The 14371-nt window shown below is 73.1% G+C and carries 11 protein-coding genes; 8 read left to right on the top strand and 3 right to left on the bottom strand.

Annotation, left to right across the window (positions count from 1 at the left end; genetic code table 11):
* Positions 1–31 precede the first annotated feature (31 nt).
* The gene (locus tag AB0G11_RS07340) at positions 32–1582 is read right to left on the bottom strand and encodes a carboxylesterase family protein (RefSeq protein WP_357584550.1); all 1551 of its coding nucleotides are present in this window, start codon (positions 1580–1582) and stop codon (positions 32–34) included.
* Positions 1583–1952: 370 nt separating this feature from the next.
* Between AB0G11_RS07340 and AB0G11_RS07335 the strand changes: the two genes are divergently transcribed.
* Both AB0G11_RS07335 and AB0G11_RS07330 read left to right on the top strand, forming a co-directional pair.
* On the top strand, positions 1953–3362 hold the full coding sequence (locus tag AB0G11_RS07335; protein WP_357584549.1) for a cellulase family glycosylhydrolase: 1410 nt from the start codon (positions 1953–1955) through the stop codon (positions 3360–3362).
* Between the two features lie 315 nt (positions 3363–3677).
* Positions 3678–4550: an alpha/beta hydrolase fold domain-containing protein gene (locus tag AB0G11_RS07330; protein WP_357584547.1), complete on the top strand. Its 873-nt coding sequence runs from the start codon at positions 3678–3680 to the stop codon at positions 4548–4550.
* Here the strand turns inward: AB0G11_RS07330 and AB0G11_RS07325 are convergent.
* On the bottom strand, positions 4528–5163 hold the full coding sequence (locus AB0G11_RS07325) for a helix-turn-helix domain-containing protein (protein WP_357584545.1): 636 nt from the start codon (positions 5161–5163) through the stop codon (positions 4528–4530). The two genes, AB0G11_RS07330 and AB0G11_RS07325, sit on opposite strands and share 23 nt — an antisense overlap.
* Positions 5164–5250: 87 nt before the next feature.
* Between AB0G11_RS07325 and AB0G11_RS07320 the strand changes: the two genes are divergently transcribed.
* The 3 genes from AB0G11_RS07320 (at position 5251) to AB0G11_RS07310 (ending at position 8215) form a co-directional block, all read left to right on the top strand.
* A complete protein-coding gene (locus AB0G11_RS07320) occupies positions 5251–6435 on the top strand; it encodes a cytochrome P450 (protein WP_219509232.1) in 1185 nt (394 codons plus the stop codon).
* Positions 6436–6515: 80 nt separating this feature from the next.
* Positions 6516–7457 carry an ATP-binding cassette domain-containing protein gene (locus AB0G11_RS07315; protein WP_357584543.1) on the top strand — a complete coding sequence of 314 codons (942 nt, stop codon included), beginning with the start codon at positions 6516–6518 and terminating at the stop codon, positions 7455–7457.
* Positions 7454–8215: an ABC transporter permease gene (locus AB0G11_RS07310; RefSeq protein WP_357584541.1), complete on the top strand. Its 762-nt coding sequence runs from the start codon at positions 7454–7456 to the stop codon at positions 8213–8215. Before AB0G11_RS07315 ends, AB0G11_RS07310 begins: the two co-directional genes overlap by 4 nt.
* Here AB0G11_RS07310 and AB0G11_RS07305 read toward each other — a convergent pair.
* The gene (locus tag AB0G11_RS07305; protein WP_357584539.1) at positions 8199–11351 is read right to left on the bottom strand and encodes a BTAD domain-containing putative transcriptional regulator; all 3153 of its coding nucleotides are present in this window, start codon (positions 11349–11351) and stop codon (positions 8199–8201) included. The genes AB0G11_RS07310 and AB0G11_RS07305 overlap by 17 nt on opposite strands.
* A 141-nt stretch (positions 11352–11492) precedes the next feature.
* Between AB0G11_RS07305 and AB0G11_RS07300 the strand changes: the two genes are divergently transcribed.
* From AB0G11_RS07300 to AB0G11_RS07290, 3 genes are all read left to right on the top strand, one after another.
* Complete coding sequence (locus AB0G11_RS07300) at positions 11493–12692, top strand: cytochrome P450 (RefSeq protein ID WP_357584537.1); 1200 nt, start codon at positions 11493–11495, stop codon at positions 12690–12692.
* 75 nt (positions 12693–12767) lie between these two features.
* A complete protein-coding gene (locus AB0G11_RS07295) occupies positions 12768–13253 on the top strand; it encodes a SigE family RNA polymerase sigma factor (RefSeq protein ID WP_357584535.1) in 486 nt (161 codons plus the stop codon).
* Positions 13250–14365 carry a hypothetical protein gene (locus AB0G11_RS07290; protein WP_357584533.1) on the top strand — a complete coding sequence of 372 codons (1116 nt, stop codon included), beginning with the start codon at positions 13250–13252 and terminating at the stop codon, positions 14363–14365. The genes AB0G11_RS07295 and AB0G11_RS07290 overlap by 4 nt, the downstream gene beginning before the upstream one ends.
* The last annotated feature ends 6 nt before the right edge of the window (positions 14366–14371 follow it).

Genomic DNA, 14371 nt, shown 5'->3' with positions numbered 1-14371 from the left:
CGGTCAGAGGCCGCAGGCGAGGCCGGGCGGGTCAGCTCGGGTTGAGGTCGTTCTTCCAGATCTCGCGCTCGTCGCGGCGCGGGTCGTAGACGATGACGTTGTCCGGCTTGTTGTCGTGGTGGAAGGTCATCACCGGGCGTTCGGTGGTGTTGTAGGTGGCCCACTCGCCGAGCCGGCCGGTGGTGGCGAACTCGACCCAGCGGCCGTGCAGGGCGTCGGCGAGGGCCTGGGGCGGGTTCGGGCCGGTGAAGGCGGTGCTGTCCGGGTTGGCGAGCGTGTCCCAGGCGAAGGGCAGCGGCAGGCTGTGGCAGGCGCCCAGCTTGACGCTGAGGACGTTGGGCGTGACGGGTGAGCGCCAGCCGAACTCGAAGACGTACGTGTCGGCGGGCGCGTCGATGCGGGCCTCGGCGATGCGGTAGGTCGGGATGCGGAACATGCGGTCGGTGAGCGTCGCGCAGGCGATGCCGGACGGGGCGTTGCGCGGGTACGGCGCGACGTCGGTCTCGGCGTAGCGGTCGTAGAAGCCGGCCGGAGCCCCGTACACCTCGGTCCTGGTCCGGAACGCCGCGTCGCCGGGCCAGCCCACCATCGGCGTGGGGACGACGAAGGTCCTGAACTCCTCGACGGTGGTGCCGATGAGCAGGGTCACGTCGGCGCCGCGGCCGTCGGCGATGGCGTCGATCGGCAGGCGCGGCACGACGTGGCCGTCGATGACCGGCATGAACGACATGCCGCACGAGGCGATGGTGCTGGCCCCGTAGCGCTCGGGGTCGGCGCTGGAGGTGACGTCGTCGCTGACCTCGGCCTGGGCCGCGATCAGGGCGGCGGTGTCCACTGCGGCGAGCGCCTGGGCGGTGGGCTGCACGTTCAGCCGGGTGGCGACGGCGGCGGTGATCAGGGCGGCGTCCTGGACGGTCTGGCCGATGTGCGCGCTGCCGCTCTCGACGATGGCCTGCTGGAACAGGTTGCGGTCGAGGGAGAGCAGGGTCAGCACGCTCATGGCGCCGGCGGACTCGCCCGCCACGGTGACGTTGCCGGGGTCGCCGCCGAAGCGGGCGATGTTGTCGCGCACCCATTCCAGGGCGAAGATCTGGTCGAGCAGGCCGCGGTTGGCCGGGGCGGGCGCGTCCTCGATGTAGGCGAAGCCGTCCACGCCGAGGCGGTAGTTGACGGTGACGCAGACGACGCCGTCGCGGGCGAAGGTGGCGCCGTCGTAGGTGGTCACCGCGGAGGAGCCGGTGGTGAACGCGCCGCCGTGGATCCACACGAGCACCGGCAGGGCGGCGTCGGAGTTGGGCGCGCTGGTCCACACGTTCAGGTTGAGGTAGTCGTCGCCGGGGACGACCGGGTTGCGGAACAGCTCGCCGAGGCGGCCCTTGAGCGGCGGCTGCGGCGGGGTGGGGCCGAACGCCTGGGCGGGCAGTGGCGCGCTCCACGGCCTGGGCGGCACGGGCGCGGCGAACCGGTTCTGGCCGACGGGCGCGGCGGCGTACGGGATGCCGCGGAAGGCGGCGATGCCGTTCTCGGTGAGGCCCAGGACGGGGCCGTGGACGGTGGGCACCTCAACGGTGGTGGGCGACATGGCACTCCTCGGCCGGGTCAGGTCGGTGCACGCTCGCCAAGGGGCCGGCCGTCCCCGGAGCACCGTCCAGGCCGACAAGCCGCGGCCAGGCATCTGGGTGATTACCCGGAGTGATGATCGCCGGATCTGGTCCTGACGAAGCATGACGATCTGTTGCCTCAGGATTTCTGTCCGGACTCGCCGGGCACCTGAGTAAGCATTCCTTACCAACTCGCTGCTGACGGCTGTGCTCGATGTCGGGATACAGCCTCTTTGGAACTTTGGGTCTTGTGTAAGGTCCGGTGTCAATTTAGGCTCCGCGTCAAGTTAGTAAACCTTCCTAATCGGACCCCTCCCCCAAGGATCGGAGCTGTTCGTGAGGCGAAGTGCAGTGATCACAGTCCTGGCCGTCGTGGCCGCGCTGCTCGCGCCGTCAGGCGCGAGCGCGGCGGCGGCGGACCCGCTGGTGTCGCAGGGCAAGAGCGTGACGGCCTCCTCGGTCGAGGCCGCCGGCCTGGAGCCGGGCAAGGCGGTGGACGGCGACCCGGCCACCCGCTGGGCCAGCGCCGAGGGCGTGGACCCGCAGTGGATCCGCGTCGACCTCGGCTCCGCGCACACGATCTCCCGCGTACGGCTGACCTGGGAGGTCGCCTACGCCAAGTCCTACCGGGTGCAGACCTCGGCCGACGGCTCCACCTGGAGCGACTTCTACACCACGGCCTCCGGCGACGGGGCGACCGACGACCTCACGGTCACCGGAACCGGCCGGTACGTCCGGGTCCACGGCACCCAGCGCGGCACCCCGTACGGCTACTCGCTGTGGGAGCTGGAGGTCTACGGCGCTCCCGTCACGGGCGGCGGCGGGGACACCCCTGTCGAGGCCAACGGGCAGCTACGCGTGTGCGGCATCAAGCTCTGCAACGAGAACGGCAAGCAGATCCAGCTGCGCGGCATGAGCAGCCACGGCATCCAGTGGTACAACCAGTGCCTCAACAGCGCCTCGCTCGACGCGCTGGCCGCCGACTGGAAGGCCGACGTCCTGCGCATCTCCATGTACGTCCAGGAGGGCGGCTACGAGACCAACCCCCGGCTGTTCACCGACCGGGTGCACAACCTGATCGAGATGGCCACCGCGCGCGGCATGTACGCGATCGTGGACTGGCACATGCTCACCCCCGGCGACCCGATGTACAACCTCAGCCGGGCCAAGACGTTCTTCACCGAGATCGCCCAGCGGCACGACGGCAAGGACAACGTCCTGTACGAGATCGCCAACGAGCCGAACGGTGACGCCGTGACCTGGTCCGTCATCCGCAACTACGCCCACCAGCTCATCCCGGTGATCCGCCAGCACGACGCCGACGCCCCGATCCTGGTCGGCACCCGCGCCTGGTCGTCGCTCGGCGTCTCCGGCGGCGGCGACGAGAGCGACATCATCGCGAACCCGGTCAACGCCGCCAACATCATGTACACGTTCCACTTCTACGCGGCCTCGCACGGGTCGGAGTACCTGAGCACGCTGTCCCGGGCCGCCGACCGGCTGCCGATCTTCGTGACCGAGTTCGGCACCCAGACGGCCTCGGGCGACGGCGGCAACAACTTCACCAGGTCGCAGCAGTATCTCGACCTGATGGCCCAGAAGAAGATCAGCTGGGTGAACTGGAACTTCTCCGACGAGTTCCGCACCGGCGCCGTCTTCAAGACCGGGACCTGCCCGGGCGGCCCGTTCGCCGGGACGGCCAACCTCAAGGAGGCCGGCGTCTGGGTCCGCGACCGGATCCGCACCGCCGACGACTTCTGACGGAACGAGACGACCCCCACCCGCGGCTTGACAACCGATCGGCGCGCGTTTCTAATGTTCGGCGTGTCGCGTGACGCCGCCGGGAAGACGGCCGCGGGTGGGCGGCACCGTATACAGGGAGATGATCGCCGTGGACTCGTTCACCACAGGTCGCGCCTGATCTCGTCGCGCCCGCGCGTCATCGCCGAGCCCTTTCCCGTCCCTTCCCGTTCGCGAACGGGTCGCTGACGCGCGCCGGTTTCCGCACTGCTCGTCCCACATTCTTCACCGCCTGCGCGCGGTCTTTCTCACCTGGCCGAAAGGGCTTTCTTTTTGTTGACCATCACCCATGTTCCCGCCTCCCAGCACGAATCGGACGCCGTACGGGCGAGGATGCAGCAGGTCTTCTCCGACCCGCCCGTCCTCGATGGCGACGCCGAGCTGCGCCCGCTCCTGCCGGAGACCGGCGGGGTGCCCGCCACCTGGGTCACCTCGGGCGGGGCGACGATCGAGGACGGCGTGACCGTCTACGTCCACGGCGGCGGCTTCTCCTTCAGCAACCCGGCGATGGAGCGGATCATGGCCTGCCGCCTGTCGAAGGCCACCGGCCGCCCGGCCCTGGCCGTGGACTACCGTCTGGCCCCGGCGCACCCGTACCCGGCGGCGGTCGAGGACGTGCTGGCCGTCCACCGCAGCCTGCTGGCGCAGGGGGTGCCCGCCGGGAAGATCCTGCTCGTCGGGGAGTCGGCCGGCGGCACCCTGATCCTCTCGGCGCTGCTGCGGCTCGCCGCGGCGGGGGAGCCGATGCCGGTGGGGGCCGTCCCGGTCTCCCCGATCACCGACCTGGCGGCGAAGCCGGCGGGCAACGGCCGTGACTCGATCGACCCGGCCATCCTGGGGCCGATCGCCACGCAATATCTCGGCGAGGCCCGGCCGGACCAGGCGCCCCAGTCGCCGGTCTACGGGGATCCGCGCGGGCTGCCGCCCATGCTGCTCCCGGTCGGCGGGGACGAGATCGTCCTCGACGACGCCCGGCGGTTCGCCGAGGCCGCCGCCCGGGCGGGCGTCCCGGTGGAGGTGGACGTCTACGAGGGCATGCCGCACGCCTTCCACGCGGCCGTGCTCTTCGCCGAGGACGCGCACCTGCCCACGGCCGCCGCCTTCCTGAGCCGCCTCACGGACTGGGTCACGAGGCTTCCCGCGCGCTGAGCCCGGCGGACAGCACGGCGGATTGGGCGGCGGGCTGGGCGGCGGCGATGACGCCGTGCACGGCCGCCGCGATGCGGGCGGCGGCCTGCTCGGGGTCGGGCCGGTCGGCGTCCAGCCAGGCGATGACGGCCTCCAGGGTGAAGGCGGGGACGAGGTTGGCCGCCCAGTCCAGCCACGGCCCGGCCGGGATGCGGCGCGCGAGGTTGCGGCGGGCGACCTCGCGCGAGGCGTCGGTGATGGTGTCGATCAGCTCGCGGAAGTCGGGCTCGCGGGCCGCGTGGCGGAACAGCAGCCGGAACCCGTCGGGGTCGGCGCCGGCGGCCCGCAGCAGCGCGGGAATGGCGTCGTCGTCGTAGTCGTCGCCGCCCGTGGCCTCGGCCAGCCGCGCGCAGGCGCGGTCGAGCACGGCCCGGTAGAGGGCGGCCTTCGAGTCGAAGTGCCGATAGAGCATCGCCCGGGTCAGCTCGGCCTCGGCGGCGATGTCGTCCAGGCCCGTCGCGGCATAGCCGGCGCGGGCGAAGGCGCGGGTGGCCGCGTCCAGGATCTGCTCACGCCGCTCCGCGCGGCGCATCCTGCGCACCGGCTCGGCCGGCCCGGCGTCGGGCTTGCTCATCGACCCTCCACTTGTAGAAGGCAAAGTATACATGTAGCTTTTTAGACGCTGGAGTATACAAAGCTGCGTCTACCTCCTGGAGGGGTCATGCCGTCCACGCCCGTTCGGCTCCCGTACGAGCAGCCCGACCCGATGCGGCCCGCGCCGCTGCTGCGCGAGCTGCAGGCCCGCGGCCCGATCCACGCCATCCGCACCGCCGTCGGCGACCCCGGCTGGCACGTCACCGCGTACGAGCACGTACGCCTGCTGCTGGACGACGACCGGCTCGGCCGCGCCCACCGCGAGCCCGCACGCGCCTCCCGCACCGGCGAGTCGGCGCTGTTCGGCGGCCCGATGGGCGACTTCGACACCGAGCAGGCCGACCACCGCAGGATGCGCTCGCTGCTGCAGCCGCACTTCTCGCCCAAGCGGATGCGCGCCCTGACCGGCCGGGTCGAGACCCTCACCACCCAGCTCCTCGACGAGCTGGCCGCCGCCGGGCCGCCCGCCGACCTGCACGCCGCGCTGGCGCTGCCGCTGCCGATCGCGGTCATCTGCGAGCTGCTCGGCGTGCCGTACGAGGACCGGGCCCGCTTCCGCGCCTGGACGCAGGCCGCCGGGGACGTCACCGACCGGGCCCGCTCCGAGCAGGGGCTGGCCGAGCTGTTCGGCTACGGGCGGCACCTGGTGGCCCGCAAGCGCGCCGCCGGCGACCCGGACGGCGACGTGATCTCCCGGCTGGCCGCCACCGACGGGGTGAGCGACGACGAGGCGGCGGCGATGGGCATGACGCTGCTGTTCGCCGGCCACGAGACGACGGTGACGGCGATCGGCCTGGGCGTGCTGTGGCTGCTGGCCACCCCCGGCCAGTGGCAGGCCCTGGTCGACGACCCGGCGCGGATCGACGCCGCGGTGGAGGAGATCCTGCGCGCGCCCGGCCTGGGCGGCGGCGGCATCCCCCGCTACGCCCGCACCGACCTGGAGATCGCCGGCGTGCGCGTGCGGGAGGGCGACCTGGTGCTGCTGGACCTCGGGGCCGCCAACCACGACGCGTCGGTGTTCGCCGACCCGGACCGCTTCGACCTCGACCGGCCCGCCGCGCCGCACCTGACGTTCGGCCACGGCGCCCGCTACTGCATCGGCGCGCCGCTCGCCCGGATCGAGCTGAAGGCCGTCTTCTCCCAGCTCGCCGCCCGCTTCCCGACCCTGCGGCTGGGCTGCGCGGTCGACGAGCTGACCTTCAACCCGCACGTGCTCACCGGCGGGCTGACCGCGCTGCCGATCGCCTGGTGAACGCGCCCTGACGCCACCCACGGGACGCGCGTCAGCCCGGCGGCGGCCGGGTGTCAGGCCGGCCGGCCATCGTCATCCCCATGAACGGCACAGCGATCGCGGCCACGGGGCTGCGGAAGGCCTACAAGGACAAGATCGTCCTGGACGGCGTCGACCTGCGCGTCCAGGCCGGCACGATCTTCGCGCTGCTCGGGCCCAACGGCGCGGGCAAGACCACGACGGTGAACGTGCTCACCACCCTGCTGCGCCCCGACGCCGGCCAGGTGCTCGTCGCCGGGCACGACGTCACCACGCAGACCCGGGCGGTGCGGGCGGCGATCGGCGTGACCGGGCAGTTCGCCTCGGTGGACGACCTGCTCACCGGCGAGGAGAACCTGCTGATGATGGCGGACCTCCTGCACCTGCCCAAGGCGGAGGGCAAGCGGATCACCCGGCGGCTGCTCGGCCGGTTCGACCTGGCGGAGGCGGCGGGCAAGCCGGCGTCGTCCTACTCCGGCGGCATGCGCCGCAAGCTGGACCTGGCGATGACGCTGGTCGGCGGGCCGCAGATCATCTTCCTGGACGAGCCCACGACCGGACTCGACCCGCGCAGCCGCCGCACCATGTGGGAGATCATCCGCGAGCTGGTCGCCGACGGCACCACCATCTTCCTCACCACGCAGTACCTGGAGGAGGCCGACCAGCTCGCCGACCGCATCGCCGTGCTCGACCGGGGCCGGCTGGTCGCCGAAGGCACCGCCGCCCAGCTCAAGCGCCGGGTCCCGGGCGGCCACGTCCGGCTGCGGTTCGCCGACCGGCGCGCGCTCGACACCGCGGCCCGCGTCCTGGCCGGATCCGCCACGGACGAGGAGGAGCTGACCCTGCGCGTGCCCGGCGACGGCGGCGTCCGGTCGCTGCGCGCCCTCCTCGACCGCCTCGACTCCCACGCCGTCGAGGCCGAGGAGCTCTCGGTGCACACCCCCGACCTGGACGACGTCTTCCTGGCCCTCACCGGCCACACCGACAAGGAGATCAAGGCATGACCGGCTTCTCGGCCACCCTGACGGACTCGGCGACCATGCTGCGGCGCAACTTCCGGCACACGCTGCGGAACCCGCTGGCGCTGTTCAACGCCGTGATCATGCCGATCGTGCTGATGTTCCTGATGGTCCACATCCTCGGCGGGGCGTTCAGCGTCGGCGTCGACTACGCGGACTACGCGACCCCCGGGCTGATCATGACCACCATCTGCTACGGCATCAGCCCCACCGCGATCGCCGTCAACTCCGACATGACGACCGGGTTCATCAACCGGCTCCGCGTCATGCACGTGTCACGGGCCGCCGTGCTCAACGCGCACGTGATCGGGACCATGCTGCGCAGCCTGGTGGCCATCGCGCTCATCGTCGGGGTCTCGTTCCTCATGGGGTTCCGGCCCTCGGCGAGCTTCCTCCACTGGCTCGGCGCGATCGGCATCGTCGTGCTGACGGTGCTGGCCATCGGCTGGCTGACCATCGCGTTCGGCCTCGCGGCGAAGTCACCGGCCAGCGCGGGCCTGATCGGCGTCCCGCTCATGCTCCTGCCCTTCCTGAGCAGCGCGTTCGTGCCCGCCGAGAAGATGGGCGCGGGGGCGCGGCAGTTCGCCGAGTACCAGCCGTTCACCTCGATCATCGAGGCCCTGCGCGGGTTCCTGACCGGCGCGCCGTCGGCGAGCTCGGCCATCACGGCGATCGCCTGGTGCGCGGGCACCATGCTGGTCGGCTACGTGTGGGCGCGGGCGTCCTTCACGAAGCGAGGATGACGCCCGCCAGCTCGCGCCAGTCGGCCTCCCGGCCGGCGCCTGACGCCTCGGCGAACGCGGTCTCGCCGAGGCGTCCCCGCGCGTCCGCGGCGATCCTGGCGGCGTCGGGCTGCGACAGGTCCGGCGTGCCGCGCACGGCGTCGCTCGCCGCGAGCAGCCGTACGGCCTGCTCGTCCTCGCCCTGGCGCAACGCCTGGTCCGCGACCCCGACCAGCACCAGGGCGATCAGCGGCGGGTAGGAGGTCTCGGCTGCCAGGCGGAACGCCTCCGCCCGGTGCGCGCGGGCCTGCTCCAGGTCCTCGGTCAGATAGCCGTACAGGTCGCTGACCTTGGCGTGCACCATGACGCTCAGCTCGTGGACGCCCGGCATCGCCCGCACGGTGGACAGGTGCCGGCGCGCCTCGTCCGCCTCGCCGCGCCAGTGGGCGAGCTGCGCCTTGGCCAGCTCCAGCTCGGCGGACGTCTCCGGCCAGGCGATCTCGCCCGTGTAGCGCTCGGCCTCGGCCATGGCGGACGCGCTGGCCCGCTCGTCGCCGAGCAGCCAGTAGAGGTGGGCCAGCCGCGAGCGCAGGCTGGTGACCTCCTCGTTCACGCCCAGCTCGGTCAGCGCGGTGCTCGCCTCCTCGTAGAGCTCGCACGCGCGGGCCAGCTCGCCGCGCATCGCGAGCCGGTCGGCCAGCAGGGTCAGCGACAGCGAGATCCCCATCCGCTCACCCAGCGAACGGAACTCGGCGAGCGCGATCTCGGCGTCGTCGTCGACGCCGGTCTCGTCGCCGCTGAGCGTCAGCCGCAGCCGGCCGCGCGCGAGCCGCGCCTGCGCCCGCACCCAGGCGTCCTCGTCGCTGATCAGCGGCTCCAGCGCAGGCAGGAACCCCGTCGGGTCCCGCAGCATCCGCTCCCACAGCCGGACGAACCCCAGGATGGAATGGCGCAGGCCATGGCGCTCGGTGATCCGGTGCGCCTCCTGGATCCACTCCCGCGCCTGATACTGGTCGCCGCCGACCCCGGACGTCAGGAACACGGTCACGATCGTGTACGCGACCGCCCGCGTCTCGTCGGCCACCTCACCGGGCAGCGAGGCCGCCGCGACGGCCAGCTCGGTGCCCTCGGCCCGGTGCCCGGCCAGGAACCAGAACCAGCCCACCGCCCCGACCAGCCGCATCGCCTCCTCGGCCCAGCCCTCGGCGATCGCCCCGCGCGCGGCCGCGCCGATGTTGTCGTGCTCGGCTTCCAGCGTGGCCAGCCATTCGAGCTGCGCGGCCGTGCGCAGGTGCGGGTCGGCGCTCCGGCCCAGCTCGGTGAAGTAGGCCAGATGCGCCCGCCGCGCCCGTTCGCTCTCCCCGGCCTCGTCGAGCCGGTCGGCCGCGTACTCCCTGATGGTGTTGAGCATCCGGTAGCGGGTGCCGTCGTCGTCGGAGAGCAGCAGCGACTTCTCGATCAACGCGGTCAGCACGTCGAAGACCTGCTCCCCGGCCGCCTCCCCGGCCGTATCCCCGTCACCGCACACCTGCTCGGCCGCCTCCAGGGTCGCCCCGCCCGCGAACACCGAGAACCGGCGCAGCACGGCGCGTTCGGCCTCCGTCAGCAGGTCCCAGCTCCAGTCGACGACCGCGCGGAGCGTCTTGTGCCTGGCCAGCGCCGTCCGGCTGCCGCCGGTCAGCAGGCGGAAGCGGTCGTCGAGCCGGCGGGCGAGCTGGTCGACGGACATGGTGCGCAGCCGCGCCGCGGCCAGCTCGATCGCCAGCGGGATCCCGTCGAGCGCCCGGCAGATCCGCGCCAGGGCCGCCAGCGTGTCCGCGTCGGAGCTGATGTCCTTGCGCACCAGGTCGGCGCGGTCGCGCAGCAGCCGCACCGCGGGCGAGGACTCGATCCCGGCGGCGTCCGCGCCCTCGGCCGGCAGCGCGAGCGGCTCGACCTGCCACAGCACCTCGCCGGTGATGCCGAGCGGCTCCCGGCTCGTGGCCAGGATGCGCAGCCTGCGGCACTCGCCCAGCAGCCGCTCGGCGAACGCCGCCGCCGCCTCGATCACGTGCTCGCAGTTGTCCAGGACCAGCAGGACCGTGCGCTCGCGCAGCGCCGTGATGAGCCGGTCCATCGGCTCGCCGCCCCGCGCGTCGCCGACCACCGCCTGGTCGCGCAGGCCGACCGCGGTGAGCGCGGCCTGCGCCAGCTCGCCGCCCGCCTGCACCGAGGCCAGCTCCACCAGCCACGCGCCGTCCGGCAGCTCGGCGAGCATCGTCCGCGCGGTCTCCGTGGCCAGCCGGGTCTTGCCGGAGCCGCCCGGCCCCGTCAGCGTGACCAGCCTGTGCCTGACGGACAGGCCGGCGACCGCCGACACGTCGGCGTCCTTGCCGACGAAGCTCGACAGCCCGGCCCGCAGGTTCGTCCTGCGGTTCTCCGCCCGCTCACCCAGCTCGCCGCGGAGCAGCGCGGTGTGCAGCGCGGACAGCTCGGCCGACGGGTCGGCGCCCAGCTCGTCGGCCAGCCGCTCGCGCGTCCGCTGGTAGACGGCCAGCGCCTCGGTCGCGCGCCCCGCCTCGGCGAGCGCCCGCATCAGGCCCGCCACGAACCCCTCGCGCAGCGGGTACGTGGCCACCAGGTCGGTCAGCTCGGAGACCAGCTCCGAACCCCGCCCCAGCCGGAGGTCCGCGTCGACGCGATCGCCGAGCGCGGCCACGTGCAGCTCGTCCAGCCGCGTGACCACGGCGTCGAACGCCTCGCTGTCACGCAGCGCGATGTCGGCCAGAGCCTGGCCGCGCCACAGCTCCAGGGCCGAGCGCAGCAGCTCGGCCCGCGCCGCGGGCTCGGCGCCACGCGCCTGGGCGACCAGCCGCTCGAACCGGCACACGTCCACCGCGTCCGGGTCGACGGCCAGCCGGTAGCCGCCGGACTCCGCCTCGATCACCCCGTCGGGCAGCACCCGGCGCAGCCTGGACACCAGCGCCTGCAAGGCGTTCACCTCGTCGGCGGGCGGCTGCTCGCCCCAGATCCAGTCGACCAGCCTCGACCGGGTGACGATCCGGCCGGCTTCGAGGGCCAGCGCGGCCAGCAGTGCGCGCAGCCGAACCCCGGGAACCTCGACCACGGCCCCGTCACGGTTACGGACCTCGAAGGGCCCGAGCAATCCGACTCGCACATCAGCAATTGTGCCGAATCGCGAAGACCAGCCGCGACGGCGAGCGCGTACGGGCGCCGTCAGCGGTCGTGTCAGGGCGGCGACGGCCCGATGTCAGCGCGGCAGGCGAAGGTGAAGTCCTGTCGCCAGGGAGGAAAGAGCATGGAACACACCGTCACCACGATGCCCGCGGCCCGTCAGGCCGGCTGCCCCTTCGACCCGCCCAAGGAGCTCATCGAGGCGCGCGAGCAGAGCCCGATCAGCCGCTACCCGTTCCCCGACGGGCACCAGGGCTGGCTGGTGACCGGCTTCGACCTGGTCCGGTCCGTCCTGGCCGACGCGCGGTTCAGCTCCCGCAAGGAGTTCATGAAGCACCACCCGACGATCGACTACGGCGACATCGAGGTGCCGCCCGCGCCGCCCGGCGAGTTCCTGCTGATGGACGAGCCGAGGCACAGCCGCTACCGCAAGCCGCTGGTGGGCCGGTTCACCGTGCGGCGGATGCGGCTGCTGACCGAGCGCGTCGAGCAGGTCACCGCCGCGCACCTGGACGCGATGGAGCAGGCCGGGCCGGCGGCGGACCTGGTGACGGCGTTCGCCAAGCCCATCCCCGCCATCGTGATCTGTGAGCTGCTGGGCGTCCCGTACGAGGACCGGGGCTTCTTCCAGGAGCAGATCGACAAGTTCCTCGGCGGCGAGGTGGGCGACGAGGAGCTGATCGCGGCCTACCTGGGCGTCCAGAACTACCTCGCCGAGCTGGTCGCGGCCAAGCGCGCCAACCCCACCGACGACCTGCTCAGCGATCTGACCGACAGCGACCTCACGGACGAGGAGCTGAAGGGCATGGCCCTGATCCTGCTGTCGGCCGGGTTCGACACCACCGCCAACATGATCGCGCTCGGCGCCTTCGCGCTGCTGGAGAACCCGGATCAGCTCGCCGCGCTGCGCGCCGACCCTACCCTCGTCGAGGGGGCCGTGGAGGAGCTGCTGCGCTACCTGAGCGTCGCCAAGACGTTCATGCGGGTCGCTCTGGAGGACGTCGAGCTCGGCGGCCACACGATCAAGGCAGGCTCGACGGTCATCGTGTCCATCAACACCGCCAACCGCGACCCCGAGCGCTTCCCCGACCCGCACAAGCTCGACCTGCGCCGCCAGGACGGCGGCCACCTGGCCTTCAGCCACGGCATCCACCAGTGCCTCGGCCAGCAGCTCGCCCGCGTCGAGCTGCGCGTCGCCCTGCCCGCGCTGCTCCAGCGCTTCCCCACGCTGCGCCTGGCCGTGCCCGCCGGCGAGATCCCCCTGCGCCCGGAGGCCGCCGACATCTACGGGGTCAAGAGCCTGCCCGTCACCTGGGACGCCTGACCGGCTCCACCCGCGTCTGCACCTGACCTTCGCTGACGTCCCAACCTTTCACCCCCTCCCGGGCGTCTTGTCTGTATGACGGACTCCGAGGCGTTCGAGGCCTTCGTCGCCGCGTGGTACCAGCGGCTGCTGCGGGCCGCCGTCCTCATCAGCGGTGATCCGCACCTGGCCGAGGACGTGCTCCAGGACGCCCTGATCAAGCTGGCCCGCCGGTGGCCGAAGGTGCACACCGACCCCGTCGGCTACGTGCGCACCACCCTGTACCGGGACGTCGCGTCCAAGTGGCGGCGGCAGCGGGAGTTCGCGTACGGGGAGCAGCCCGACCGGGCCGACGGCGACAGCGCATCGGCGACGGACCTGAAGGTGCTCTTCGCCCGCGCGCTGGCCAGGCTGCCGGTGAAGCAGCGCGCGGTGCTGGTGCTGCGCTTCTACGAGGACCTGCCCGTCATGGAGGTGGCCGCGATCCTCCGCGTCTCGCCCGGGACGGTCAAGAGCCAGACGCACGCGGCGCTGAAACGGCTGCGCGAGGTCGCTCCCGAGCTGGAAGAGGTGCTGGTATGACGGACCAGAGGCTGCGGGAGCTCTTCGGCGAGCTCGCCGAGACCTTGCCCGAGGGGTCGTCCAGGGCGGGGGAGCTGTGGCGGCAGGGCACGCGGAGCCGGGCCCGCCGCCGGTGGACGGTGCTCGCGGCGGCGACGGCCGTCACCGGGCTCGTCGTCGCGGCGAACGTGGTGACCGGCCCGGAGCAGGCCGAGCGCGGCGTCACGGGCCGGCCGACGCCTGCCGCCTCGCCCGGCCCCGTGCTGGACACCGCCCCGCCGGCCGGCGATGAGGCGGCGCTGCCCGCGGCGGCGACCGCGCTGCCGGAACGCTGGGCCGCCATCCCCGTCGTGCGCACGGCCCCCGGGCCCGTCCTGGCGCTGGCCGAGTTCGGCGACGGGCGCGTCCACGTGCTGAAGTCCGGCGGGCGCTTCCCCCTCGACGTGAAGCTGGGCCGGGCGGGCGATGGCGGGACGCCGCTGCGGCCCAACTCGCTCGCGCCCGACGGGACGATGGCCGCCTTCCCGCAGCAGGACGAGATCGTGGTCGTCGACCTCGTCATCGGCCAGACCAGGCGCTACCCGGTGCCGGGGCGCAACGCGGTGGTGCTGTGGCGCGGCGAGCGGCTGCTCGTCGAGCAGGAGAAGGCGGACTACCTGCTCGACCTGGCCACCGGGGAGGTGACGCGGCAGCCGAACCGGGGCTTCGGCGGGGTGGCGGGCTACCGCGACCTGCGGATCGTGCCGATCGGCGGCCGGACGTTCCTGCGGGAGGGCGCGGCGCAGGTGGAGCTGGCCGTCGACGGCGGACCGGCCACGGCGGTTCCGGGCCGTCACGGGTGGCAGCGCGACGGGCTGGTCGCGGTGCCCGGACGCGCCCCCGGCGAGCGTCCGGGGCGGGCCGACGCGGTCGTCGTGGCCGAGGCCGCCACCGGGCGGGTGGTCAGGACGCTGCTCCTGCCCGGCGCCCGGTGCGGCAAGGGCGGCTGCCCGGTGCGCGGCTGGGCCCGCCACGGCACCGTGCTCGTCGAGAGCGGTGACCGGCTGCTCGGCTGGGACCTCGCCACCGGCGCGCTGTCGCGCGTCGCCGACCTGCGCCCGGACGTGACCGCCTACTCGCTGCGCAGCGGATGAGCGCCG

The organism is Nonomuraea sp. NPDC023979 (assembly GCF_040639085.1).
Classification (GTDB): Bacteria; Actinomycetota; Actinomycetes; order Streptosporangiales; family Streptosporangiaceae; genus Nonomuraea; species Nonomuraea ceibae.
The sequence above is the reverse complement of the archived record's forward strand: the minus strand, read 5'-3'. Positions and strand labels throughout refer to the sequence as shown.

Coding starts and splice junctions, on each gene's coding strand:
- AB0G11_RS07320 (WP_219509232.1), top strand. CDS start 5,251: ATGCCGTCCACGCCCGTTCGGCTCCCGTACGAGCAGCCCGACCCGATG.
- AB0G11_RS07325 (WP_357584545.1), bottom strand. CDS start 5,163: ATGAGCAAGCCCGACGCCGGGCCGGCCGAGCCGGTGCGCAGGATGCGC.
- AB0G11_RS07290 (WP_357584533.1), top strand. CDS start 13,250: ATGACGGACCAGAGGCTGCGGGAGCTCTTCGGCGAGCTCGCCGAGACC.
- AB0G11_RS07310 (WP_357584541.1), top strand. CDS start 7,454: ATGACCGGCTTCTCGGCCACCCTGACGGACTCGGCGACCATGCTGCGG.
- AB0G11_RS07300 (WP_357584537.1), top strand. CDS start 11,493: ATGGAACACACCGTCACCACGATGCCCGCGGCCCGTCAGGCCGGCTGC.
- AB0G11_RS07315 (WP_357584543.1), top strand. CDS start 6,516: ATGAACGGCACAGCGATCGCGGCCACGGGGCTGCGGAAGGCCTACAAG.
- AB0G11_RS07295 (WP_357584535.1), top strand. CDS start 12,768: ATGACGGACTCCGAGGCGTTCGAGGCCTTCGTCGCCGCGTGGTACCAG.
- AB0G11_RS07340 (WP_357584550.1), bottom strand. CDS start 1,582: ATGTCGCCCACCACCGTTGAGGTGCCCACCGTCCACGGCCCCGTCCTG.